Genomic DNA, 25,451 nt, shown 5'->3' on the forward strand with positions numbered 1-25,451 from the left:
TAAAAAAATATGAAAGCACCCGATCAAATTATTCAATTAGTTGAAAGTTTCCATCAACAAATAGACTTATATCGCTCTGGAGGAATGAATGAAACGCAAACCCGGATTCAATTTATTGATCCATTTTTTGAAGCATTAGGATGGGATGTGAGAAATCAAAAACAAATTATTGGTATTTATCAAGATGTTATTCATGAAGATTCTTTAAAAATTAGTGACGCAAATAAAGCTAAAGCACCTGATTATAGTTTTCGTGTTGCTGGAGTCAGAAAATTCTTTGTTGAAGCTAAAAAACCTGCTGTCAATGTTGGTAAAAGTATTAGTGCTGCTTTTCAAGTTAGACGTTATGGATGGTCTGCAAAATTAGCTGTCAGTATTTTAACAGATTTTGAGGAATTTGCAGTTTATGATTGTCGAATTATGCCTAATAAAAATGATCCAGCATCTCAAGCTAGAATCAAACATTTTAATTATACAGAATATGTGGATAAATGGGAAGAGATTTATAATCTTTTTTCTAAGGAAGGTGTATTAAATGGTTGTTTAGAAAGGTTTGCAGAAACTAAAGTTAAAGCCGGAATTACTGTTGACAAAGCATTTCTCCAAGAAATAGAAATTTGGCGAGAAAATTTAGCTACTAATATAGCTTGGCGTAATTTACAAATTCAACAACGAGAATTAAATTTTGCGGTACAAATGACAATTAATAGAATAGTCTTTTTACGCATTTGTGAAGATAGAGGCATGGAAATTTATGAACAGTTAGGGAATTTATTAAAATTACATAATATTTATCAAGAATTAGGACGTTTATTTGTTAATGCTGATTATCGTTATAATTCAGGGTTATTTAATTTTCAGAATCAAAAAGGAAGAGAACAAGCTGATGATTTCACACTAAATTTAACCATTGATGATTCTATTTTAAAAGAAATTATTAGAAAACTTTATCCTCCAGAAAGTCCCTATGAATTTTCTGTAATTCCTGTGGAAATCTTAGGACAAGTTTATGAGCAGTTTTTAGGTAAAATTATTAAAATATCTGCAAGTCGTCAAGCAGTTATTGAAGATAAACCAGAAGTGAGAAAAGCTGGAGGTGTTTATTATACTCCCAGTTATATTGTTGATTATATTATTAAACATACCATTGGTAAAATTTTATCAGGTAAAACTCCAGAACAAGTTCAAGAAATTACAATTCTTGATCCTGCTTGTGGTTCCGGTTCTTTTTTAATTGTGGCTTATCAATTTCTACTAGATTGGTATTTACAACGATATCTGCAAAAGCCTAAGAAATATAAAAATCTATTTTATCAAATCTCTGATCAGAATTGGCGGTTAACTTCTAGCGAAAGAAAACGGATTGTATTAACTCATATCTATGGTGTAGATATTGATCAACAAGCGGTAGAAACCACTAAGTTATCTTTATTATTAAAGGTGTTAGAAGGTGAATCTGGAGAAGCTATTACTAGACAATTACAGCTATTTAAAGAACGGGCTTTACCTGATTTAGATAATAATATACTTTGTGGTAATTCTTTAATAGATGGAGAATTTTATCATAAAAGTCAAATGAATTTATTAGACGAAGATACAGCTTATCGAGTTAATATTTTTGATTGGAAATCAGCCTTTTCTGCAATCATGAAACGTGGTGGTTTTGATGTGATCATTGGTAATCCTCCTTATATTCGGATTCAAGCTTTAAAAGAATGGGCTGCTTTAGAAGTAGATTTTTATAAACAACAATATGTTTCTGCTAGTAAAGGAAATTATGATATTTATGTTGTCTTTGTCGAAAAGGGATTGGAGTTATTAAGAAAAGATGGGCATTTAGGTTTTATTTTACCTCATAAGTTTTTTAATGCTCAATATGGAGAATCTGTGAGAAAGTTAATTACTGACGGTAAATATCTCGAAAAAATAGTTCATTTTGGAGATCAACAAATCTTTCCCAAAGTTTCAACTTATACTTGTTTATTTTTCCTGTCTAAGACGAAAAAATCAGAATTAACTTTTATTCAAGTTAAGGATTTATTTCAATGGATTACTGATGGTAGTACGGAAGAAACATTGATTATCAATGAATCTATTACAGATAAAAATTGGGACTTTGGTAAAATTAGAAATTCTGTATTTTTTGATAAATTTAAAACTTCTAAATTTATTCATTTAAGTCAGCTAAAAAATAATATTTCTCAAGGTATTAGAACAAGTGCTAATGAAATATATGTTTTAGATTGGATTTCTGAAGAAGATAATTTATTACAAGTATATTCTCAAGCTTTAGGTAAAAGACTCACAATCGAATCTAATTTGACTTCTCTTTTTTTACAAGGTAAAGAAATAAAACCATATCAACTTCTATATTCTGGGAAGTTATTAATTATTCCTTATGAAGTAAATAACGGAAATGTTAATCTTATTCATGAGGATAAACTACGTAATCACTTTCCTTTAACTTTTAATTATCTAATGCAAAATAAAGAAGTATTAGAAAATAGAGAAAAAGGAAAAATGCTTGGTTCAAGTTGGTATGCTTATATTTATCCTAAAAATATTGAACTCATGAAAAGTCCTAAAATATTAGTTCCTGATATTGCCAATCGAGCTTCTTTTGCTTGGGACGATCAAGGAGATTATGCTTTTACCAGTGGTTATGGAATTACATTGAAGAGTAACGTAAAAGAATCAATTAAATATATTTTAGGATTACTCAATAGTAACCTATTAGATTTCTATCTCAAAAACATTAGTACCACAATGCGAGGAGGATTTTTCCGTTATTTTACTCAATTTATTGAACAATTACCAATTCGATTGATTGATTTTTCTAATACCAAAGAAAAAAATATTCATAATCAAATAGTTAAACTTGTTGAACAAATGCTTTCTCTCCATGAAAAATTACATGAGGTAAATACACCCCCAGCCAAAAGAATGGTTCAGCAACAAATACAAGCTACTGATAGACAAATAAATCAATTAGTTTATGAACTCTATGAATTAACTAATGAGGAAATAGCTATTGTAGAAGGTATATGAATTTATTCTTCTTCTTCACCCTGTCTGCGTCCTAATTCATACACACCAGCGCCCATACAAGCCAGAATACCAAAACTAATTCCCCAGCTATTACCTAAACTAATATCTAAAATCCAGTTAGATAAACCACCAAATATCAAAAACGGAAAAATGCTAAATAGTGAAGCGTAGAAGGAATTTTGAGATTCCCTAGCAGGACGAGTCTTTTCAAATTCTGACTCACTGGTATAGAGGGAACGTTCAGCAAAATTGAACCAACGGTTAAGTTGTGTAGTTACCCATTCTCTAAATTGGGAAAAACTCACATATAACGCTAAAGCCCATAAACAAGCTCCTGCAATCGCAACTTTATCTAACTCAAAGCTAAAAGGCAATATCTCAAACATGACATAATTTAACTCTCCAATTGTTAATTTTAGCTTTTATTTGGCGATAAATCTCACTATAGGCAAATTTTTATTTAAAGGTTAAGTGTAGAGACGTTCCAGGTCACGTCTCTACAAGGAATCCGAAAAATGCACATTTGACTCTAAACTAATGAGGTACGGCTACCTGCTCATTAGTGACTTTGATTGCAGTATTATCGGCAACAATTTTACGGAATACATCACCCTCAATAGTTTCCTGTTCTATCAATAAATCAACTACCCGTTCCAAAATTAAACGGTTTTCTTCAATAATTTCCTTAGCCTGAATATAGCATTTGTTCACAATTTCCCGGACTGCGGCATCAATTTTAGCAGCAATGTCTTCAGAGTATTCGGATTTATTTCCCCAGTCACGCCCTAAAAATACATCATTATTTTGATTTTCTAAGGAAACTGGACCCAAATCAGACATTCCAAATTTTGTTACCATTTGTCGGGCCAGACTAGTAACTTGTTGTAAGTCATTTCCTGCACCTGTAGTCACTTCTGCTTTCCCAAACACGATTTCCTCAGCAGCGCGACCGCCTAAAGTGGCAGCAATTCGGGCTAAAATTTGAGAACGGGAAATTAAACCCTGTTCTTCATTGGGAGTAAACCACGTTAAACCTAGTGCTTGTCCTCTGGGAATAAGAGTAACTTTTTGTACAGGATCATGTCCATTAACTAACGTACCTACCAAAGCGTGTCCGACTTCATGATAAGCAATTAGGCGTTTACTTTTGCTGTCTACTAAAGCAGTTCCTTCCATACCTGCAACTACTCTATCTATCGCATTATCAATTTCTAAATCTGTAACAGCTTCTTTGCGTCTTCTCGCAGTCAGAATGGCGGCTTCGTTGAGTAAATTGGCTAAGTCTGCACCTGTAAAACCAGGAGTGCGGCGAGCGATCGCTTCTAATGATACAGTGGGATCAATTTTCTTATTCTGGGCGTGAACTGTCAAAATTTCCTGTCTTCCCTTCAAATCAGGAACATCTACAATTACCTGCCTATCAAAGCGTCCTGGACGTAACAGAGCCGAATCTAGAACATCTGGGCGGTTAGTAGCAGCAATAATAATAATGCCGGTATTCCCTTCAAAACCATCCATTTCCGTTAATAGCTGGTTGAGAGTTTGTTCCCGTTCATCATTTCCCCCACCAATACCCGCACCCCGTTGTCTACCTACCGCGTCAATTTCATCAATAAAGATCAAACAAGGAGCATTATCTTTGGCTTTTTTGAACAAATCACGGACACGGGAAGCACCCACACCCACAAACATTTCCACAAATTCCGAACCAGACATACTGAAAAATGGTACACCTGCTTCACCAGCAATGGCTTTTGCGAGTAAAGTTTTCCCAGTTCCTGGAGGTCCAACTAACAGCACACCCTTGGGAATTTTTGCACCCACAGCCGTAAATTTTTCTGGTAGTTTTAGGAAAGTTACAACTTCCTCTAATTCTTCTTTTGCTTCCTTAACTCCCGCAACATCATCAAATTTTACCCCGGTTTTCGCTTCCATTTGAAACCGAGCGCGAGATTTACCAAAACTCATGGCTTGGTTAGAAGCATTTGCAGAACGACGCAGGAATAATAACATTAAAGCTACTAGGGGCAAAATCCACATTAAATTGATTAACAACCCCACAGCGGCTCTATTTCCAGCGGAGGAAACCTCCCCAAAATCAACGTTTTTTTCTTTAAGTTTATTAATTAACTCCGCATTTTGATCTAAAAGGCGCACCTGTAAAGGTTGAGTATCGGGCTTTTGTCCAACTAAATAAACCCTAGCTGTTTGTTCACTTTGATCTAACTCGACCTTTTTAATTTCTCCTTTATCTGCTTTGCGAATTAACTCCCCATAGGTTAAAGAATTCCGCTCAGGTTTTTGTTGCGCTAGAACGGAACTACCACCAACCATTCCCGGTAACATCATCAACCCAGCAGCCATGACTCCCGTTAAAAGATGACGCGGAGACGAACCGATTAAACGCTGTTTCATCAAAGCCTTTTTGTGGAAATTTTTCATAATACTTACCCTTTATGGCTGTTTTTCTGAGAAATTGTCAAATCTAGAAATTACAGTTTTCTCATCTAGTTTAACTGTCAGTCCCAACTATTGACAGGTGACAGTGGAGAAGCTAAGAGTCTTTAATATACTTTAATATCAATACTGCTCGGTTCAAGCTAAAAAGTTTTGATATCGGAGGTTGAGTTGAACGACAGCAAAATAAGGATGCTGTGGGGTTTCCTTGCGTTAAACCAACCTACATTTAGTATACATATGTTAGGTCAGTAGCCATTAGTCCAGATGGGAGGACTTTAGCTAGTGGTAGTATGGACAACACTATCAAAATCTGGTGGGTATCTTGACGTTAATGGTCAGAATCAGGATTTCCAGGATTTAAGGATTTACAGGATGATGATATTACAACAACCAATTTTCTAAACTCAAACCTTCAACTCTAGTTAAATCACTATCATTAGAAACAACTGTTAAACCTTTAATCATTGCAGTCGCAGCAATTAAAACATCTTCACTTTGAATTGGTAAACCTTTTAATCTTAAACTAGCGTGAATTTCCGCCGCTTTTTCTAAAATTGCCAAATCATCTAAAAAAATAATCGGATACTTTTGGCAAATTTTGTTAAATCTTTCTCTTTTCTTAGGAGCATCAACTGCTAAAAATCCTCTTCTAATTTCAAAATAAGTAATGCAGCTAATGTAAATACCTACCTCCTCAAATTTCAGTATTTCTAACTTTCTCCGGATCTTAAAATCGTTTTTAATATCTAAAGAAACAATATTAGTATCTAACAAATAACTCATGAAATTACCTATTTTCGTTTAATTGCCTCATCAAAAATTGCCATTTGTTCAGGTGTGAACTTTTCTCCAATTTTGGATAAAATTTCTGACGACATGACAAAACTGCAATTTTCTTTTAACTTGTCGTCAGACATATTATTAAATCTCTCCAGTGTTAAATTGTCTTGAACAATTTGAAGTATATGTTTGACTGTTTCTGCATAATTAAGATCCTCTTTAAATATAGAGTCTTCTTCCATTAACATAGATACCACGCTTTCAATTCTGTTAATGATTGATTCTGGCTTAATATTTGTTGATAACATAATAGACCTCTCATTTTAACTATCTTGCAATTATATCATATAATTGTCATTATTCAGTTATAATCAACTTGATTTTAACATTCTGTAAATTCTGATTAAAAAATAACTTTTGTAGAGAACAATATAGGTTTATCTGGTGAAAAATTATGAATCAACATCTTTAAATTAACTTGCTGAAATTGAGGAATTTTTAATTTTCCGCCAAACTTGGCACAATTCCTGGTAGAATACATATTCCAGTCTGTATTTTCTCAACATCATGGGCAGCACTTTTGGTCATCTTTTCCGTATCACTACTTTTGGCGAATCTCACGGCGGCGGTGTGGGGGTTATTATTGATGGTTGTCCCCCACAACTGGAAATTTCTGCCGAGGAGATTCAATTTGAGTTAGATAGAAGACGGCCAGGACAAAGTAAAATTACCACTCCTCGCAAAGAAGCAGACACCTGTGAGATATTATCTGGGGTGTTTGAGGGGAAAACTTTGGGAACACCAATTGCCATTTTAGTCAGAAATAAAAATACTCGTCCTGAAGATTATGATGAGATGGCGCAAAAATACCGCCCTTCCCATGCAGATGCTACCTATGATGCTAAATATGGTTTCAGAAATTGGCAAGGTGGTGGCAGGTCGTCAGCGCGTGAGACAATAGGTAGAGTAGCAGCAGGTGCGATCGCTAAAAAGATTTTACATCAAGTTGCCAATGTTGAAGTTATTGCTTATGTTAAGCGCATTCAGAATTTAGAAGGCGTAGTGGATACCAATACCGTAACTTTAGCAGATGTAGAAAGCAATATCGTCCGTTGTCCAGATGGCGAAATTGCTAACACGATGATTTCATTAATAGAACAAACTGGAAGAGATGGTAATTCCATCGGTGGTGTCGTTGAATGTGTGGTGCGGAATGTTCCCAAGGGTTTAGGTGAACCAGTTTTTGATAAATTAGAAGCAGATTTAGCAAAAGCGGTAATGTCATTACCAGCAAGTAAAGGGTTTGAAATTGGTTCAGGTTTTGATGGAACTTTATTAACAGGTTTTGAACATAACGACGAATTTTATATTGATGAAAATGGCGAAATTAGAACTGTAACTAACCGTTCTGGAGGAATCCAAGGGGGAATTTCCAACGGTGAAAATATTATTATCCGAGTGGCTTTTAAACCAACTGCAACTATTAGAAAAGAACAAAAAACCGTCACTAAAGAAGGTGAAGAAACCCTTTTGAGTGGGAAAGGAAGACATGATCCTTGTGTTTTACCTCGCGCTGTACCTATGGTTGATGCGATGGTAGCTTTGGTTTTATGCGATCATCTTTTACGTCATTATGGACAATGCAAGGTTTTGTCATAGATCATCAATATTCCCAATTCCCCAATTATAAAGTATTGCAAAGTTATCTAAAAAAATGTTGTGTTTAATATAGATATATGAAGAATATGAGCAAGTAGATAGTAACAGTATTAAAGTACAAATATCGCCAATTAAAAGATTTAAAAAAGGGGCTATAGTATTATGGCTATCTCCAAAATGTTTGCTAATATGGCTCAGTTTATTTCTGAAGCCTTCATGCGGATTTTTACCCCTGCCAATGATGCCTATCCTGTGACTGGAGTGCAACCTTTTACAGGTAATATACATAAAAAAGGTAAAGCAATTTGGTAGGTATTAATTTAGTAACACTGAAGAAGATTTTTCTACATAATAAAAGTAGGGATAAGGTAAAAATTCTGATACCATGTCCCTATTTTTAATTGCTAATCTACTCTAACCACCTATTTCTTGTAGCATTGCTTGTATGCGCTCTGCACTTTCTGTGTCATTTCCCCGCTGATATAAATTCAATGCTTTTTTGAGAACTTTGTTTGCTTGTGTCATTTGTCGTCGTTGTTTAAACATAGAACCGATTAACTCATAGGTGCGAGGATTATTTTTATCTAAATTAATTGCTTGTTCATAAGCCCACAAAGCTGATTGATAATCACCCAAACTAACTTGAGAAACTCCTAATCCTAAATAAGCGTTGACATTATTCCGATTTAACTGGATAGCCCGTCGGTAAGCCTCCTTTGCTCCTTTGTTATCGCTTTTACTACTTTTGATATAACCAACAGCATAGTAAAAATCACTATTATTAGGATTAATGGCAATAGCTCGACGATAAGCATCTAAGGCTGAGGAAAGATTGCCTTGTTGAGTATATAAGTAACCGATAGTAGCATGAATTCTGTCATTTTTACGATCTAATTGTGCTGCTTGTTGATAAACTGCGATCGCTCCATTATAATCTTTAGAATCTACCAGTTTTTTCCCCTCTTCTATCAGATTTTTCAACTCTGCATTATCAGCTTGTACCACTAATACATCAGTTGTTGCTACTACAGGTGTGCTAGTAAATAAACATCCTAATAAGATAGCAGTTAATACGAATGATGTTTTTTTGTACATAGTAAATTTTCCTAGATTTTCTGTAACCGTTTTTATGCGGATATTAAACCAAAAATATTTATCTTTATAATCTATATTATTCACATTTACATAATACAGTATTAATATTTTCTTAAATCACTTAACATCTTTGAGGATTATAGCAATAAATTAATACTTTCGCCCATCGGTACTGATAAATTGCAGGTAAATGAAGTATCAAGCAAGTTTTATTCCTGAATTTTGGTATAATTCCCTAATTTATCTTCTCAATAAATGTATGCTTTTAACTACTACTGATGTGATTCAAGGGGCTGTAATTCAATCATACTTGGGCATTGTGACAGCAGAAGTTGTCTATGGTAGCAATTTTCTTCGAGATTTTTTAGCAAGTATTCGGGATATTGTTGGTGGCCGCACTGGTAGCTATGAGCGTCTCTTTGAAGAAGGACAACGGAAAGCAATGGAAGAATTAGAACAGAGAGCGCAACGCTTAGGTGCTGATGCTGTTATTGGTATTGCAGTTGATACGGGAACAATTAACGTTGATCAATCTGGTGTTTTATTAGTAATTACAGCCACAGGTACAGCCGTAAAAATTCGTTGATATTTTCCTGATTTTGTAATTTTCAACCATTTACTGACCTAACTAATTTATAACTATAGAAAGAGTCAATAACTCTTTCTATTGATAGAGATTTGAAATTATAATTAGCGATTTAATATTAGATATAAGCTTAAATAATTCAAAATTCCAAGCAGTGTTGAAAAGAAAGAATTCCCTTCTTAGAGTTTTTTCTTGTGAAAATATACAATATATAAACGAGCAACTTTGTTGCAATAACAAGGGAGAAAAATAGCTATGGCATACGTAAATCGAGTAGGCGAAGAAATTGGTTCTTCTGAGTCCTTGTCAGCTAATAGAGTCACTGAATACCGAGACCGTGTCCGCTGGGGTCCAATAATTTCCGGTGTGTTAGTTGCTTTAGCAACTCAATTAATATTGAGTTCCTTTTTTAGTGCCCTCGGTGCCGGAAGAATTGCCGAATCCTTAGAGCCAAGAAGCATTACCCCTACTACTATTAGTAATGTCGGAATTTGGTCAACTATTGCCTTATTACTGTCCTTGTTTATCGGTGCTTGGATAACAACCCGTGCTTGTGGACCCATGCACCGAGATACAGCCATACTCAACGGTGCAATTCTTTGGGCAACAACTATCGCACTTAGCTCTTTTCTCTTAGCTAATGGAGTTTTTGGAGTTTTTGGAGTAGCCGCTTATAATGCCACCCAAGTTATTAATCAATTACAGCAACAGGGGAATGTTGTCACGTCGAATATACCCGTCTTGACTGCTGAACAAACTCGCAATATTGCTGCTGCAACCTCAAGAACTTTGTGGTGGTTTGTGTTTGGTTCTTTGTTAGGTTTACTTGCTTCCTTGGTAGGAGCAGTATCAGGTGCGCGTAGTACCTCTAACTCTAGTACATCTAGAACTAATAATTATAATTCCTGATTGAAAAGTTATGGAAGTGTTGGTAAAATTTGTTGAAATTCTGCCGAGTTGAGAGTTGCAAAATACAGTTCAATTTCCATCTGAGGATAGCGACTACGAATTGATGAATAAGCTTGATTTAAATAATCTGTATGTACTTGCAACTCTCGTTCTTTATCTTTACTTAAATTAGAGTCAATCATCATGGCATAAGCTCCACAATCTTGATGATCAATAATTATCACTTTGTGAATATGGTGCAGTCTATAGGAAATATCTAATTGATCCCAAAATGCTTCAGCATCAGATTGATGAGGAAATCCAGTTACAGCTAGAGAAGCTCCTGCTAAGGCTGTCCAATCATATTTACCACCTAAATTTTTATTCATTAAAAAATATTGCTCTGCTGTCATGAACCGAAAGTCAATACAACTTAGAACTAAAGCTTGAGCTTGATTAACTTCAGCTTTCACTGGTGTCGCTGATTGGAGAACAGTAAAAGCGACTGCTGCGGGAAGAAACGATTTCAGAAAATGACGACGACTAGCTAAGGGATGACAACAAAGACATTGATTGATAGTTTTATTCATATTTTATCAGTCATTTAATTCCATCAATTCTTTTGATTTTAAATCAGTGACTCCACGTGGCAAACATCCTATAATTTGAGGAGAGATAGAGCAAATAGCATCTGTAGTTGTTTCAAAACAATTTGATAAACCAATTGTTTCTAATAATCCCGAACGTTCTAGTAGTTGTTTAACTTCCAGTTGTAGACCTGTGAGAATTAAACGGCAATTGTGGCGTTGCAAATCGTGATAAATGTCTTCTAATGCTACTAACCCAGTCGTATCCATATTTGGCACAAACCGTAACCGCAAAATTAAATATTTTACTTCTGGTTCATCTCTAAGAAAGGTAGCAAACCTTTCCGCAGCCCCAAAAAATACCGGACCATCTACCCGATAAACAGCAATTTCTTTCCCTAATTCCAGAGGAGTACCGGGGGGAAATACTTCAGTTTCGGGAATTTTCACCAAACTTAAATCACTCATCCGTTTGATGAACAAAGCACCAGCCGCAATTAATCCTACTTCTACAGCGAGAACTAAGTCAAACAAGATTGTTACCAACCAAGTTAAAATCATCACCGCAAAGTCAGAATAGGTAGCCCGCATTAATAAACCAATGGCTTCCCACTCAATCATCCGCCAGCTAACTACCATGAGAATTCCCGCCAATGCGGCTAGGGGAATCTGTGCTGCTAAGGGCGCTAAAGTGAGAACAATAATGGCTAAAGCAACGCCGTGAATTACTCCTGATAGTCGAGTTTTACCGCCAGAACGGACATTAACAGCAGTCCGAGCAATTGCCCCTGTGGCTGGGATACCGCCAAAAAATGGGACAATCATATTTGCTAATCCTTGACCAATTAATTCGCGATCGCTATTATGTTTCTCACTAACAGTCATACCATCAGCCACAACTGCCGATAATAAAGATTCAATACTACCCAAAGCAGCTAAAGCCAAAGCTGGATTAATCAATTCTCGAATCACACTAACATCATTCCAGTGGGGAATCCCTTGGGGCATCGGTAAAGATTGGGGAATCGCCCCAATTGTGGGAACATTTAGATGAAAACAAGTAGCTATTCCCGTTGCTAATACCAACCCCACTAAAGAACCTGGTATTGTATTATTAATCCTCGGCCACAAAACTGTAGTCGCAATTACCACAATTGCCAGTCCCACTGCTGCCAAATTTACAGTTTCTACATGAGTTAAAGTTTGCCAAACTCCCGGCAAAAAATGTTCACTCCGTGGTAGTTTTAAACCAAATAAATTATTTAATTGACCACAAAAAATAATAACAGCAATCCCATTAGTAAAACCTGCTGTGACTGGATAGGGAATAAACTTCACTAGCTGTCCGAGTTTGGCTACTCCCAAAGCAATTTGGATAATTCCCGCCATTACCCCAGCAATCCAAACTTTCTCAATCCCGTACTTGGCGACAATTCCCACCAAAATCACGGCCATTGCTCCCGTGGGTCCGGTAATCTGGACTGGAGAACCGCCAAAGATAGCCGCCACAATTCCTGCGACAATAGCAGTATAAAGCCCCGCCTTTGGTTCGACTCCACTAGCTACAGCAAAAGCCAAAGCCAAAGGCAATGCTACTACTGCTGCGGTTAATCCTCCCGTCAAATCCCCACGCCAGCTACTAAACCAACGACCTAGACGGAAAAGCTTTGATTCTTGGAGAGTATCAGAGATGGCCATATTGTTATTCTCAACTCTTATACAATTTGCTGCTATTTTACTGCAATTATAAAAATAAGATTTTTTAACCTCAACTTAGTAATAGGATGTCCTCGCCCAATATGCTTAGTTTGGGTGAGAATTTTTGCGTTTGCATTCAGCAAGCTCTAATTATTACAAATATTAACACTTCACTCAAACATAGAATATATCTAGTTTTCACTTAAATGCAGATCTCAATTTGAGGAACTCTCAATATCTACTGATGGCATATTGGTTTAAAATCTTCGTGTCAAGTCCGTTCTTTAGTTCTAATGATCAAATTGTGTAAATTCTGTAATTATCCCCCATCAGACTTTCATTAAAAATGTCAATTTATCCTCTAATTCGACAAGTGTATGTTTAGATATCCTAAATATTCAACTGTTCCTCTATTATGCAGTTTATTTTTGATTTCTCTGATCTTGGTTGCTTGTGTAAACGGTAAAAATGACGATCGCATTTTGGATGTTTGGGTTCATGCTGGCCAAGAAGCAGAACGCCAGACCATCGCTGCACAGGTGGAACGGTTCAACCAGTCAGAAAATGACATTAAGGTGCAATTGACCTTTATTCCCGAAGGTTCTTACAATTCTCAAATTCAAGCTGCGGCACTTTCTAGAGATTTACCAGATATTTTAGAATTTGATGGCCCTTTTGTTTATAACTACGTTTGGCAAAAGAATCTAATTCCCATTGATAATATAATTTCCCCAGAGGTAAAAGATGATTTGCTACCTTCTATTATTGAACAGGGAACTTATCATCATCACCTTTATTCAGTTGGTACATTTGACTCTGGTTTAGGACTCTATGGCAACCGTAAACAGTTAGAAACCGCAGGAGTTTCCATTCCTAAAAATAATACTAATGCTTGGACAGTGGCAGAGTTTAACCAAGTATTGGCTAAGTTAACCGAGAAAGACCCTAATAAAGATGGGCAAGTGCTTGATCTAAAATTAAACTATGGTGGTGAATGGTTTACCTATGGTTTCGCTCCCATTATCCATTCTGCTGGGGGTTCTTTACTCCGTCAAAAGGGTGAAACATTGGAAGCTGAGGGAGCAATTAATGGAGAAAAAGCAATTCAAGCGATCGCACACTTGCAATCTTGGTTACAAAATAACTATGTTGATCCTAACCTGGATGATGCTGCCTTTACCAGTGGTAGAGTAGCTCTTTCTTGGGTTGGTCATTGGGCTTATGCTGGTTATGCTAAAGCATTGGGGAATGATTTAGTTTTATTACCCTTACCTAATTTTGGCACAGGCTCAAAAACTGGACAAGGTTCTTGGAATTGGGGAATTACTAGTAATTGCAAAAACCCCAAAGCCGCGATGAAATTCTTAGAATTTTTGTTAAAACCCCAGGAAGTATTAGCCATGACTAATGCTAATGGTGCAGTTCCAGCTACCAAAAGTGCGATCGCTCAATCTCCACTTTATCAAGAAGGTGGTCCCCTACGTTTATTTTCTGCCCAACTCTTAAACGGAAACACTGTACCCCGTCCTCGTACTCCTGGATATGCGGTAGTAACTTCAGCATTTCAACAAGCATTTAATAATATTCGCAATGGTGTGGATGTGGAAAAAGCTTTAAAAAAAGCCGCTATTAACATTGACATTGATATTGAAGATAATCAAGGTTATCCCCAAGTGAGTTAGTGAACCATTCACAAATTAATCAACCATGAATTACTTATTGTCCCAATTAAAAAATGAACGAAATACACCTGCTTTATTTGTCTCTCCGGCTTTAATTGGACTCTTTTTATTTTTGGGATTGCCATTTTTATCAGCAATCATCTTATCCTTTACAAATTTGCGTCTTGGTTCTCCACTGCCTTTAGAATTTTTAGGTTTAGAACAATATCACCGCATTCTTAAAGATCCAGCATTTTTACGAGCATTATTGAATAATGGCATTTTTGCCCTAGTGATAGTACCTTTACAAACAGCGATTGCTTTAGGACTAGCCATATTATTAAATCAACCATTAAAAGGCATGGCAATTTTCAGAACATTCTTTTTCATGCCCGTTGTCTTTCCCATGTCTTTAGTTTCAGTGGTTTGGATATTAATTTATGCCCCCAATGCTGATGGAATGATGAACTCTTTTATGGAGTTATTAACATGGGGATTTTGGGAAGCAAAGGACTTTCTGCGTGATTCTTGGTTAGCTTTACCCTCCATTATCCTGTTATCTATGTGGCAGGGTGTCGGCTTTCAAATGGTGATTATTCTCGCGGGTTTACAGTCAATTCCTGAAAATTTATATGAAGCTGCGGCTATTGATGGTAGTAATAAATTGAATCAATTTATTTATATCACCTTACCTCAATTACGAAATACTTTGATTTTTGTGATGTTAGTGACTTCAATTTTGGCTTTTAGACTATTTGATCAAATTAAAATTATGACTCAAGGCGGTCCAAATGAGGCAACCACAACGGTAATGTATGAAGCGGTAAAAGCTGCTTTTGAACAGCAAAAAATGGCTAAGGGTGCAGCAATGACTGTGGTATTTTTTGTGGTGGTCTTGGCAATTACTATTATTCAAAGAATTGTGGTGAAACAGGAAAGAGCTATTGATTAAGAGATGATGGGAACGCAGATAAACGCGGATAAACGCAGATAAATTTAATGGTTTAGATAATATGTCTATTTCTCAATCACAAGTACAAAAAATAATTGGCAAAGTCGTTATATATTTGATCTTGACTTTGTTAGCTTTTTTATTTGTTGCCCCAATTTTATTTATGATTGTGGGTAGTTTGAAACCTGATGATTTAGTATTGATAGAATCTGGAAGTATTAAGGCATTTATTCCTGATCAAATATCTTTTCAAAACTATCAAAATGTTTTTGAACGGGTTAATTTTACGAGATTTTTCTTTAACTCCCTGTTCATTACCAGTATGATTGTATTGGTGGGTTTATTGGTCAATTCAATGGCAGCTTATGCTTTTGCCAGAATGCAATGGCAAGGTAGAGATATATTATTTGCTGTAGTTTTAGCTTTAATGATTATTCCCTTTGAAGCTATAGCTGTACCCTTGTTTTTTCAAATTACTTTAGTTGGGTTGCGTAATACTTATATTGCCCAAATTGTCCCATTTATTGCTAATTCTTTGGCGATTTATTTGTTTTACACCTTTTTTATTGGCTTACCCAAAGAATTAGAAGAAGCAGCAAAAGTAGATGGAGCAAGTACATTTCAGACCTTTTTTGCCATAATTGTCCCCGTTTCTAAACCTGTATTTGCTACCGTAGCAATTCTCACCTTCTTAACACAATGGGGTTCATTTTTATGGCCTGTAATGGTGACAGTGGGGGAAAATGTCCGTCCTTTACCAGTAGCAATAGCCGAATTTCAAACCCTACCACCATTACAATGGGGCGATATTATGGCCTTTGGAGTTATGATGGTAGCACCAGTTTTAATTATCTTTTTAATCTTCCAAAAATGGTTTGTAAAAGGAGTTGCATCTTCAGGAGTCAAAGGCTAAAAATCCCAACCTTCCAAAAACAACATCACCCAAACAAGATATCTCTCACCACCTCTTACCTTTGTGTCCTTCGCTCCTTCGTGGTTCATTAAATAAATATCTAAACACAAAACAAATAAACTAAAGTAACAATGGCAACAATAGAATTTAAACAAATTTTCAAAGTCTACTCCAACGGTTACACAGCCCTAAAAAACCTATCCTTAAACATCAAAGATGGAGAATTTTTAGTATTCGTTGGTCCCTCCGGTTGTGGTAAATCAACAGCTTTAAGAATCCTAGCCGGTTTAGAAGAAATTAGTGGCGGTAAACTAATGATTGGTGGAGAAATTGTCAACAACAAAACCCCCCAAGAACGTAACATAGCAATGGTATTTCAAAACTATGCTCTTTACCCTCACATGACAGTTAGGGAGAATATAGAATTTCCTTTAAAAATGCTGAAAATGCCCAAACAAGAACGACAACAACGGGTAATGGCAGCAGCCGAAAAATTAGGTTTAACCAACTTATTAGATAATAAACCCAAACAAATGTCAGGAGGACAACGCCAAAGAGTAGCAATGGGTAGAGCAATTGTGCGTAATCCTTCCGTATTTTTAATGGACGAACCATTATCTAATTTGGATGCCAAAATGCGGGTACAAATTAGAACGGAAATTTCCCAATTACAGCGCAGTATGGGCATCACTATGGTATATGTCACCCATGATCAGGTAGAAGCGATGACAATGGGCGATCGCGTTGCAGTTATGCGCGGTGGTGAACTCCAGCAAATTGCTCCACCCCAGGAACTTTATGACTCTCCTGCAAATACCTTTGTAGCGGCTTTTATTGGTTCTCCAGCTATGAATATTTTCCACAGTCAACTAGGTAAAAATGAAAGAGGTGAGTTTACCTTTGATTTCGCTGGACAACCATTTATCATAGATCCAGAAGCTCTTGATCACTATCAAGAATTAGAAAATTACCTCAATCAGAAAATATTAATTGGTTTGCGTCCAGAAGCCTTTGCTTATCAAAAAACTTCGATAAACCAAGGTCACAAGATAGAGGTAGATGTAGAAACAGTTGAATCCCTTGGTCATGAAATGATCATTTATTTCTATGCTGGGGTAGATAAAATTGAAGTGGAAGAAAACCGCGATGGATCTGCACAAGCAGGGATGAATAAGGAAGAAAATCGGAAAAAATCCTCAATTTTAATTGCTAGAGTCGCAACTTCTCCCGAAATTCAAGGTAAACCGAAATTAACTTTGAAAGTAGATACAAAAAAATTGTATTTCTTTACTAAAGATGGTCAAGCCATTGTCTAATATATCAGAATGTAAGTAAACTGCGGCTAAAAAACTTCTGCCTGAAGTTATATAATATTTAATTAAATCTACCACTTGAGAAATGCTTCTTCAATCCCTTTCTCTCTTCTAACTTTGGCATCTATTTCAAACCAAGTTATAATTTGCTTTGTTGTCAATTCCTCAATAGAAACATCATATTCTTTGGCAATATGTTGTAAAATCCTCAAAGAAGAAATAGTCAGTCTTGTTAAAAACTTTTCAGGAGAAGATAACAAAGCTGCGTCAACTTGAGCAGATTCTTCTGAAGATAAAAATTGGGTTGATGATTGATTAGGTGAAATATCCATAAAATTCAAAAAATTGTCTTTCTACTATTAAATCATATTATTGTCACTCCTGAGCAATAAAAGCAGATCAATAGCGAGGATGTGCAAAGGGAAATTCTGCTTTTGATTTTTGGATGTGATTATGTTTACGTTTAGACTTAGATATTCCTGTGATTGAGGATATTAATGTAAATCAAACTACACAACCTGTCTAAAATGCCTAATAACTAATGTAAAAGTTCTATCAGTTCATCTTTAGTTAAATCTGCATCTCGAATTATTTTTACTAATAAACCTTTTCCGATAGTTTTACCACTATGGGAAGGAATAGAAACAACTCGATTATCTTCATGTTTCATTCTTACATGACTTCCCTTTTGTCTGACTATATAAAAACCTGCTTTTTCTAATGCAGCAATCAGTTCTTCTCCTGTAATTGTTGGTAATTTAGTCATGATAATACTACTTTTTGCACACCAATAAATTCTGTGGTTAATTCCTCTTCTAGTTCTTCTAAACACATTTCAATAACTTCTTTAATATTTTTTATTAGTTCATCAATAGTTTCTCCTTGACTATAACAGGCTTTTAGTTGAGGAACTTCACCAATATACATACCATCTTCATCTCTTTCAATTACTACATAAAATTCTTTGTTTTTCATGGTTTTATTTGTCATGGCGATAGTTTACTAATAAAGTTAGCAATATTCGGTTTTTATTATAACACAAAGGAAAGTTCTATAGATCCTTCCATGCTTCGTCTTCCTCTGGATCAAGCCAAACTTTGTTTAAAGATGATTCACTCATTTCTAAAAATTCTTTAACCAATATTTTATCATCATCTGTATCAACAGCTTGTAAATTTTTAACCGCTGCTAATGGTAATCCAGTTAGTTTGACGATAAAATCTAATTCAATACCTTCTCGTAACATATTTATAGCAACCTTGGTTAAACCTTGCTGTAAACCTTTTTCCCATGCTTCCTGTAATGTTTGCGCTGGAATTGATAGGTTGTTCATATTTTTTATATTTATGTAGTTGTATTTTTGTAACTCGATTATATTGTATCATAAAATGATTGATAACCCTGAGTTGATAAGAAAAGGTTATCAATTTTTAACTTTGACTTATGAACATTCAAATAAAAATTTATCGAAAGCGATCGCAGAAGTTTTAATACAGTTATCAGGTGGGGTAAGTTGGTTTAATAAGCATTTTGCAATCTTAAAAAATAACCATCTGAAAATCTAAAATAGAGCCAAAGGCATAAATTTATATCTGCTGTTATTTTAAGTCTACCTGTAATATTTCCTTGAATAGTAGGATAAGTTAAATCTAAATTAACAGCTAAAGTATTTTCGCTGATATCTAATTCTTCTAAAAATTCATATTTTAAAACTTTACCAGGATGGGGATTATGTAGTAAGTTGTTTTCCATGACATTTTCTCCTAATGGTAATCCACTATTTCTACATTATAACCATTTCCATTTTCCCAAAAGAAACAGATCCGCTTAAAACCTTTAAAACTCTTGCCTCCAAGATTCTACCAAGTTTCTATCTACCAGTTGATCTCCCTCATCCCAACTATATTGTCTGATAGGTTCTCCTACAGATACAACTTGATAATGAAGCAACTTCTCTTTTGAAACTACAAGTAACCCAACATTCAGTTGCCATTTTTCTTTTATTTCATTCTCTTTTTGACCCCATAGATAGAATGTATCATTGAGTAGGAGATGTACTCCAATTCCTTTTTCGGTTGCATTTTGTGCCACATCACTCACAAGGGAATGTAAGTCACAGGTAATTGATGTAGTCACAATACCTAAAACTACTACTTTGGCGTTTACAAGGACTGCTGTTTCAATTACTTTTTCAAGATGCTTGATTATATCGTTTGCCTTTGATTCATCTATTACACGCCAAGACTTACATTCAGCAAGCATTAGAACATCTTTAACAAGGATAAATAAATCAATTTCTGCGAACGACTGATTTTCACCTAAGTGTGAAATGTCTCCTCCTAGTTGAATATGTCCAGAAGAAGCAAGCCAGGACAAAAAAACTGCTGTTGAAAGTACAGCCTGTCCACCAGTTTTGAGAAAACGGGTTGCTAATTCGTTGGGTTTATATGAAAATTCTAAACTAGTCAAACTTTCTAACTGGAAATTTTCTGCACAACCATTACATTCAACAAATTCGTTAACTTTTTCAAGCTTGTACCAGTCTTCTAATCCACAGGTCGGGCATTTTAGAGGGTGTCCTCGGTATAATAACCCTGCTTCCAATAATGCCGGAAGATTTTGCTTAACTATCTTCCTTGCATCTGCCTGACTTAGATTTAATTTTTGTTTTAAAAAACCCTCTATTTGTGAATACTTTAATCCACTTTGTTCTGATTTATGTGAAAGTTTTGATCCCTTGATATCGGATTCATTGGTATCAAAAGCCAAAAATATTTTCGCTCCACCTGACATAATTAAATCTCTAGTTCTATCAAAACCTCCAAAAAGTTTAATAAACCCTTTAGCATACCGAGTATGATCATTTAATTCAAAAAATAGACATTTACTTTTTAACCATCTTGCAATAATTTCTTCGCTTTCAGGTAAATATATACAGCATTCTGCGTTAGAGTAAACTAACCCTGCAACACCCTTTTCAGCAGGTCGTACAGGTTGTGTTTTCCTCTGTTGCCAATCTTTTAATAGAGAATTTTCTGAATATTTAATTTGTTGTATGTGATTAGATAGGAGTACAGCAGAAGTTTGTGTAAAAGGTGCAGAAAATGATTCACCAGAGGCAAACTCAATTTCTGCATCATACCCAAAAAGATAATTAGAATTTTCGTGTCCAGAAGGTACGACAGGACTAAACCGTATGGATTTATCTAATAATGAAATTTCTCGTGTTGTAACAATAGGTTTGCTAGAGTAAACGCTTCCTGGCTCAAAGTCAAAACCGGAATTTTGATAAAATACTCTTACAAAAATATCTCGTTTAAATTTGTTAAAAATAGTATTAATTTGGTTGGCTAAATCTATCGCTTCCTCATGTGGTAATTTTACATAAATTCTCAATTCTTGCATCGAAAGAAAAAATTTGTCCAAAATTGAAATACATTCTTCTAATTTTTCAATGAAGTCTTTTTTAGGCAAAAGAAATTTATTACTATAACCTATATCTAAACGGCGGTAGTTCCAAAAAATAGCTGCAATATTAATATCATTAGATTCATAAAGGAATAAATTGCAAACTTTTTCATGATCTCCAATACCCCCAAAAACTGAATATTCTGTATAGATAATCTCCATTTTCGTCATAGAGAGTGAGTTTCTGAATATTCTTGTTACTGTTAGTAAGCTTGCCTTTAGTAAAGCTTCAATAGAATTGATGGAAATTAAACGAGCATTGAGATAATTGCTTAGGTATCCTTGATATTGGTTCGATGGTTTACCAAATTGCAAAAATATCTCATGTTCAAATATAGAATTATCTGAAATTAAACAAATATTAGTATCAGACATGGGATTCCTGTATACAGAATTTAGCATATAAATAATATGTGGAAATCCTGCAATTTTAGAACCATTTACTGTCAGTAATGGAAGCCCGATAAGATGATCGTTAACATTAGCTATGTCCTCAATTCTCTTAGATGGAAGTTTTAAGCAGCAACTTGGAAACTGATCTAAGATTTCAGTAACATTTTCTGGAATATTTTGTTCTGGCAAGAAAATATAATCAGGATTAATTGAGCGTAAAGCATACTCCAAGAGGATAAGTTTATCAGTATCATCGGGTACTGGAAAGATTGTATTTGAGAAGCCCCCCATAAATGTGTGTAAAGTGTCACCGCATTTTTCAGGTCTGTTGTTGTATTCACTAAGTAAACTAAGCGGAGAGGGCGCGGTTTGAGTTTCAGTATTGCCTCATGCTGCATAATAAAGTAATGCCTGTAAATTTTTTGAGTAATTCATATTACTTAATTATCATACTAAATTGCATAGTTTTCAGTTTCCGATCAGAAATTAATTTAGTAACACTTTGCTTTTTTTAACATTTTGAGACAACACCGTAAACCATAATATCAGCAGTTAGAGAGTAGGAAAGAGATAAGAGCGATCGCTATCAGCCAATACAGTTACATTAAGAGACTTCCAAATAAAAAATATCCCATATTTATCACAAGGGTAGGTGCGTATTGCAATACGCACCTACACAAATTGGATCATCTTTTTTGTGGAGTTCTCTTAGTAAAAGTAATTCCTCATAGGCAAATAGGTGTTACAACAGTGGGAGAGGTTCTGGAAGAGGTTATCATGCAACACTAAGTGGTTTAACTCCAGAAGAAATTAGTAATCTGCTTACACCTACAATTACTAAACCAAAACCATAATATTTATATAGATTACCTATGAACACACCAGCTATTTTTTTCAACTCTCAGGACAATAATAACCAACAGAATTTGAATAAACAATTAAGAGTTTTTGCAGACTTTAATAATGCTGATGAAGAAAGTCGGTTGCGTTTAAATTGTATTGGCACAATTGAAGATTTAGCACGTCAAAAAATTGAATTACAAGATGGTCAAACACTGACTTTTTATAGCGAAGATTTAGAAATAGAGGGAATGGTTAAACATTCTCCAGAAGAGAATATTTGGGTTGCAGTTATTGATTGGGATAATATTAGACAAGTGGAATATTTACCTAAATTGATGGAAAAATTGCGTGCAGATAATCCCAATAGAAGATCAAAAACAAGAAGAACAGTAATAGTAGAAAAACCTAAAAAAATGCAAAATCCTACTGTGGAAGCGGCTAAGGGTTTAAAAGCATTAAAAGAAATATTTAAAGAGGGAATTATCACAGAAGAAGAATATCAAAGTAAACGTCAATCTCTAGTTGATAAACTTTAGATAAATTTTGTTGGTAATTTGTCGCTGAAATTTTCATAAAATCACACCCTTTCAATTCCTAAACTGTAGGAGTTTAACACCGCAAAACCCCAATCAATTCATTGTCAAATCATCTATTTTCATCCCACATCCACAACAAAAATAACCGACTTCCTCATCTGCGTCTATCTGCGTTCAAATAGTTCTAACTTTTTTCCACCAAATAACCACAACGATGTTCACCATGAATCAACCAATGAGTCCGCTCCACAGTACAATCTGGTAGAATAGCCGCAAACATTTCTAACTCATGGCCACACACACTAGGAAACGATTCCGCTACATTAGAAATAGCGCAAGTGTGTTCAATAAAAACGTATTTTTCATCATCATTAATATTAGAATCAACAGCGTGAAACTCCGCCATGAAACCTTCTGCTTTTCGCAATTCTACCAAATTTGCTACCCGTTCTTTCAAAGAACCATGTCCTACCCTTTCCCAATATTCCTGCGCTTTGCGTTCCCACTGCTTTCTTAAAATCGTTTTAACTTGCTCACTCCCTACAGTTTCCGCTAAAGTATCCAAAAGCGAAACCGCAAACTCTCCATAACCATTAATTAAACTGGTTGAATTTCGTTGTAATTGTTCCCGTCCCCGTTGACTGAGTTGATAAAGATGCTGGGGACGACCCATACCTGAATTTTCAGGTATAAAATATATAACTAAATTATCAGCCTCCAAATCTTTCAGATGACGGCGAATAGCTTGGGGACTGACATCTAATACTTCTGCAAGCTTCAAGGATGTAGCTTGTACTTGTTTTAATAGATACTCTAAAATATCTTGCTTAGTTGTGGACTGCTGGGTAGTGGCCATTTTAGTCCCAAAAAATTTTCTAAAAATTTGACTTAAACAACATTGTTGTTGTTAATCTATCGTACAATGAAAATAGATTAAACAACAGCCGAATTGTTTTAGTCCTTAAACCTATTCTAGCAGTCCTGTTAGGAATCAGTAACACAGAACGGGAATTAGCTTTATTTAGCCCGTCGCCAGTCCTTTAAAGAGAGAACAAGAGAACCGATGAGCGCATCCGTCACCACCTTAGTCAACCAACCTTACAAGTACGGCTTTGTTACTGATATTGAAGCCGATACTATCCCCCGTGGGTTAAGTGAAGACGTTGTTCGCCTGATTTCCGCCAAAAAGAATGAGCCGGAATTCATGTTGGAGTATCGTCTCCGCGCCTACCACCAATGGCTGAAAATGACAGAACCAACTTGGTCTCATGTCCAATATCCGCCTATTAATTATCAGGATATTATTTATTATTCCGCACCGAAACAAAAGAAAGCCAAACTCAACAGTTTAGATGAAGTTGATCCGACTTTACTGGAAACCTTTGCAAAATTAGGTATTCCTTTAAATGAACAAAAGCGATTATCTAACGTTGCTGTTGATGCGATTTTTGATAGTGTTTCTGTCGCTACTACATATAAAGAAAAACTCGCCAAAGATGGTGTAATATTCTGTTCTTTTTCGGAAGCTCTCCAAGAACACCCAGAACTGATTAAAAAATATTTGGGTAGCGTTGTTCCCATTGCTGATAATTATTTTGCAGCCTTAAATGCGGCGGTATTCAGTGATGGCTCTTTCGTTTATATTCCTAAAGGCTTAAAATGTCCCATGGAATTGTCTACATATTTCCGCATTAACAACGGAGATACAGGACAATTTGAAAGAACATTAATTGTCGCCGAAGAAGGCAGTTATGTTTCTTATTTAGAAGGTTGTACAGCCCCCATGTACGACAGCAACCAATTACACGCTGCGGTTGTCGAATTGGTAGCTTTAGATAATGCCGAAATTAAATATTCTACCGTACAAAACTGGTACGCTGGTGATGTCAATGGTAAAGGCGGAATTTACAACTTTGTGACTAAACGTGGTTTGTGTCAAGGTGTCAATTCTAAGATCTCTTGGACTCAAGTAGAAACAGGTTCAGCTATTACTTGGAAGTATCCTAGTTGTGTGTTGATTGGTGATAATTCTGTCGGTGAATTTTACTCAGTTGCATTAACCAATAATATGCAGCAAGCTGACACTGGTAGTAAGATGATTCACGTTGGTAAAAACACCCGCAGTACCATTATTTCTAAAGGCATTTCTGCTGGTAAATCTAGCAATAGTTACCGGGGTTTGGTGAAGATTAATCCTACTGCTAAGGGCGCAAGAAATTATTCTCAATGTGATTCGATGTTAATTGGGGATAATGCTCAAGCTAATACTTTTCCTTATATTCAAGTTCAGAATAATACGGGTAAGGTTGAGCATGAAGCTTCTACTTCTAAAATTGGTGAAGATCAATTATTCTTTTTTGCTCAACGCGGTATTTCTTCAGAAGATGCTATCTCGATGATGATTAGCGGTTTCTGTAAGGATGTTTTTAATCAGCTTCCTATGGAGTTTGCTGTTGAGGCTGATAAGTTGTTGAGTCTGAAACTAGAAGGTAGTGTTGGTTGATCTGTTTTCTTTGAGGTTTTTTTGGAAACGAACCGCAGAGACGCAGAGGACGCAGAGGCAGAGAAATA

24 protein-coding genes and 2 pseudogenes are annotated in these 25,451 nt (G+C 35.5%); 12 read left to right on the plus strand and 14 right to left on the minus strand.

Annotation, left to right across the window (positions count from 1 at the left end; translation table 11 throughout):
• Window positions 1-9 precede the first annotated feature (9 nt).
• On the plus strand, window positions 10-3,048 hold the full coding sequence (locus EZY12_23490) for an Eco57I restriction-modification methylase domain-containing protein (protein ID QSX67602.1): 3,039 nt from the start codon (window positions 10-12) through the stop codon (window positions 3,046-3,048).
• A gap of 2 nt (window positions 3,049-3,050) precedes the next feature.
• Here EZY12_23490 and EZY12_23495 read toward each other — a convergent pair whose 3' ends face one another.
• Both EZY12_23495 and ftsH read right to left on the minus strand, forming a co-directional pair.
• Window positions 3,051-3,434: a hypothetical protein gene (locus EZY12_23495; GenBank protein QSX67603.1), complete on the minus strand. Its 384-nt coding sequence runs from the start codon at window positions 3,432-3,434 to the stop codon at window positions 3,051-3,053.
• Between the two features lie 148 nt (window positions 3,435-3,582).
• The gene (gene ftsH, locus EZY12_23500; GenBank protein QSX67604.1) at window positions 3,583-5,490 is read right to left on the minus strand and encodes an ATP-dependent zinc metalloprotease FtsH; all 1,908 of its coding nucleotides are present in this window, start codon (window positions 5,488-5,490) and stop codon (window positions 3,583-3,585) included.
• 254 nt (window positions 5,491-5,744) lie between these two features.
• Here ftsH and EZY12_23505 point away from each other — a divergent pair.
• Window positions 5,745-5,834 (plus strand): annotated as a pseudogene (locus EZY12_23505) (hypothetical protein).
• A gap of 55 nt (window positions 5,835-5,889) precedes the next feature.
• On the opposite strand, the gene EZY12_23510 reads toward EZY12_23505, so the two are convergent.
• Window positions 5,890-6,291, minus strand: a complete 402-nt coding sequence (locus tag EZY12_23510; GenBank protein QSX67605.1) for a PIN domain-containing protein — start codon at window positions 6,289-6,291, stop codon at window positions 5,890-5,892.
• A gap of 8 nt (window positions 6,292-6,299) precedes the next feature.
• Complete coding sequence (locus EZY12_23515; GenBank protein ID QSX70807.1) at window positions 6,300-6,581, minus strand: hypothetical protein; 282 nt, start codon at window positions 6,579-6,581, stop codon at window positions 6,300-6,302.
• A 274-nt stretch (window positions 6,582-6,855) separates the two neighbouring features.
• Between EZY12_23515 and aroC the strand changes: the two genes are divergently transcribed.
• Both aroC and EZY12_23525 read left to right on the plus strand, forming a co-directional pair.
• The gene (gene aroC / locus EZY12_23520) at window positions 6,856-7,947 is read left to right on the plus strand and encodes a chorismate synthase (GenBank protein ID QSX67606.1); all 1,092 of its coding nucleotides are present in this window, start codon (window positions 6,856-6,858) and stop codon (window positions 7,945-7,947) included.
• A gap of 162 nt (window positions 7,948-8,109) precedes the next feature.
• Window positions 8,110-8,259: a nicotinate phosphoribosyltransferase gene (locus tag EZY12_23525; protein QSX67607.1), complete on the plus strand. Its 150-nt coding sequence runs from the start codon at window positions 8,110-8,112 to the stop codon at window positions 8,257-8,259.
• A gap of 102 nt (window positions 8,260-8,361) precedes the next feature.
• Here the strand turns inward: EZY12_23525 and EZY12_23530 are convergent, their stop codons facing one another.
• A complete protein-coding gene (locus EZY12_23530) occupies window positions 8,362-9,042 on the minus strand; it encodes a tetratricopeptide repeat protein (GenBank protein ID QSX67608.1) in 681 nt (226 codons plus the stop codon).
• 259 nt (window positions 9,043-9,301) lie between these two features.
• On the opposite strand from EZY12_23530, the gene EZY12_23535 reads away from it, so the two are divergent.
• Window positions 9,302-9,628: a YbjQ family protein gene (locus EZY12_23535; protein QSX70808.1), complete on the plus strand. Its 327-nt coding sequence runs from the start codon at window positions 9,302-9,304 to the stop codon at window positions 9,626-9,628.
• A 255-nt stretch (window positions 9,629-9,883) separates the two neighbouring features.
• Window positions 9,884-10,537: a hypothetical protein gene (locus tag EZY12_23540; GenBank protein QSX67609.1), complete on the plus strand. Its 654-nt coding sequence runs from the start codon at window positions 9,884-9,886 to the stop codon at window positions 10,535-10,537.
• 8 nt (window positions 10,538-10,545) lie between these two features.
• On the opposite strand, the gene EZY12_23545 is transcribed toward EZY12_23540, so the two are convergent.
• Together EZY12_23545 and EZY12_23550 are read right to left on the minus strand one after the other, a co-directional pair.
• A complete protein-coding gene (locus tag EZY12_23545) occupies window positions 10,546-11,106 on the minus strand; it encodes a carbonic anhydrase (protein ID QSX67610.1) in 561 nt (186 codons plus the stop codon).
• Between the two features lie 6 nt (window positions 11,107-11,112).
• Window positions 11,113-12,801, minus strand: a complete 1,689-nt coding sequence (locus EZY12_23550) for a SulP family inorganic anion transporter (GenBank protein QSX67611.1) — start codon at window positions 12,799-12,801, stop codon at window positions 11,113-11,115.
• A 428-nt stretch (window positions 12,802-13,229) separates the two neighbouring features.
• On the opposite strand from EZY12_23550, the gene EZY12_23555 reads away from it, so the two are divergent.
• The 4 genes from EZY12_23555 to EZY12_23570 all read left to right on the plus strand — a co-directional run bounded on the left by EZY12_23555 (window position 13,230) and on the right by EZY12_23570 (window position 17,643).
• A complete protein-coding gene (locus tag EZY12_23555) occupies window positions 13,230-14,483 on the plus strand; it encodes a sugar ABC transporter substrate-binding protein (protein QSX67612.1) in 1,254 nt (417 codons plus the stop codon).
• Window positions 14,484-14,508: 25 nt separating this feature from the next.
• Window positions 14,509-15,414: a sugar ABC transporter permease gene (locus tag EZY12_23560; GenBank protein QSX67613.1), complete on the plus strand. Its 906-nt coding sequence runs from the start codon at window positions 14,509-14,511 to the stop codon at window positions 15,412-15,414.
• Window positions 15,415-15,475: 61 nt separating this feature from the next.
• Window positions 15,476-16,327 carry a carbohydrate ABC transporter permease gene (locus tag EZY12_23565; protein ID QSX67614.1) on the plus strand — a complete coding sequence of 284 codons (852 nt, stop codon included), beginning with the start codon at window positions 15,476-15,478 and terminating at the stop codon, window positions 16,325-16,327.
• A 131-nt stretch (window positions 16,328-16,458) separates the two neighbouring features.
• Entirely contained in the window at window positions 16,459-17,643 is a 1,185-nt protein-coding gene (locus EZY12_23570; protein QSX67615.1) for an ABC transporter ATP-binding protein, read from the plus strand.
• A gap of 68 nt (window positions 17,644-17,711) precedes the next feature.
• On the opposite strand, the gene EZY12_23575 is transcribed toward EZY12_23570, so the two are convergent.
• From EZY12_23575 to EZY12_23600, 6 genes are all read right to left on the minus strand, one after another.
• Window positions 17,712-17,972 carry a hypothetical protein gene (locus tag EZY12_23575; protein QSX67616.1) on the minus strand — a complete coding sequence of 87 codons (261 nt, stop codon included), beginning with the start codon at window positions 17,970-17,972 and terminating at the stop codon, window positions 17,712-17,714.
• A 206-nt stretch (window positions 17,973-18,178) separates the two neighbouring features.
• The gene (locus EZY12_23580) at window positions 18,179-18,406 is read right to left on the minus strand and encodes a type II toxin-antitoxin system HicA family toxin (protein ID QSX67617.1); all 228 of its coding nucleotides are present in this window, start codon (window positions 18,404-18,406) and stop codon (window positions 18,179-18,181) included.
• Entirely contained in the window at window positions 18,403-18,630 is a 228-nt protein-coding gene (locus EZY12_23585) for a type II toxin-antitoxin system HicB family antitoxin (GenBank protein QSX67618.1), read from the minus strand. Before EZY12_23585 ends, EZY12_23580 begins: the two co-directional genes overlap by 4 nt.
• A 61-nt stretch (window positions 18,631-18,691) precedes the next feature.
• Window positions 18,692-18,973: a hypothetical protein gene (locus EZY12_23590; GenBank protein QSX67619.1), complete on the minus strand. Its 282-nt coding sequence runs from the start codon at window positions 18,971-18,973 to the stop codon at window positions 18,692-18,694.
• Between the two features lie 185 nt (window positions 18,974-19,158).
• The gene (locus EZY12_23595) at window positions 19,159-19,392 is read right to left on the minus strand and encodes a HigA family addiction module antidote protein (GenBank protein ID QSX67620.1); all 234 of its coding nucleotides are present in this window, start codon (window positions 19,390-19,392) and stop codon (window positions 19,159-19,161) included.
• Between the two features lie 84 nt (window positions 19,393-19,476).
• Window positions 19,477-21,690, minus strand: coding sequence for a hypothetical protein (locus EZY12_23600; GenBank protein QSX67621.1), 2,214 nt, complete (start codon window positions 21,688-21,690; stop codon window positions 19,477-19,479).
• Between the two features lie 737 nt (window positions 21,691-22,427).
• On the opposite strand from EZY12_23600, the pseudogene EZY12_23605 reads away from it, so the two are divergent.
• A pseudogene (locus EZY12_23605) lies at window positions 22,428-22,664 on the plus strand (hypothetical protein).
• 400 nt (window positions 22,665-23,064) lie between these two features.
• Here the strand turns inward: EZY12_23605 and sufR are convergent.
• A complete protein-coding gene (sufR, locus tag EZY12_23610) occupies window positions 23,065-23,736 on the minus strand; it encodes an iron-sulfur cluster biosynthesis transcriptional regulator SufR (GenBank protein QSX67622.1) in 672 nt (223 codons plus the stop codon).
• Between the two features lie 207 nt (window positions 23,737-23,943).
• Between sufR and sufB the strand changes: the two genes are divergently transcribed.
• On the plus strand, window positions 23,944-25,383 hold the full coding sequence (sufB, locus tag EZY12_23615) for a Fe-S cluster assembly protein SufB (GenBank protein ID QSX67623.1): 1,440 nt from the start codon (window positions 23,944-23,946) through the stop codon (window positions 25,381-25,383).
• Window positions 25,384-25,451 lie beyond the last annotated feature (68 nt).

The sequence above is a fragment of the Dolichospermum sp. DET69 genome (genome assembly GCA_017355425.1).
Lineage (GTDB): Bacteria > Cyanobacteriota > Cyanobacteriia > Cyanobacteriales > Nostocaceae > Dolichospermum.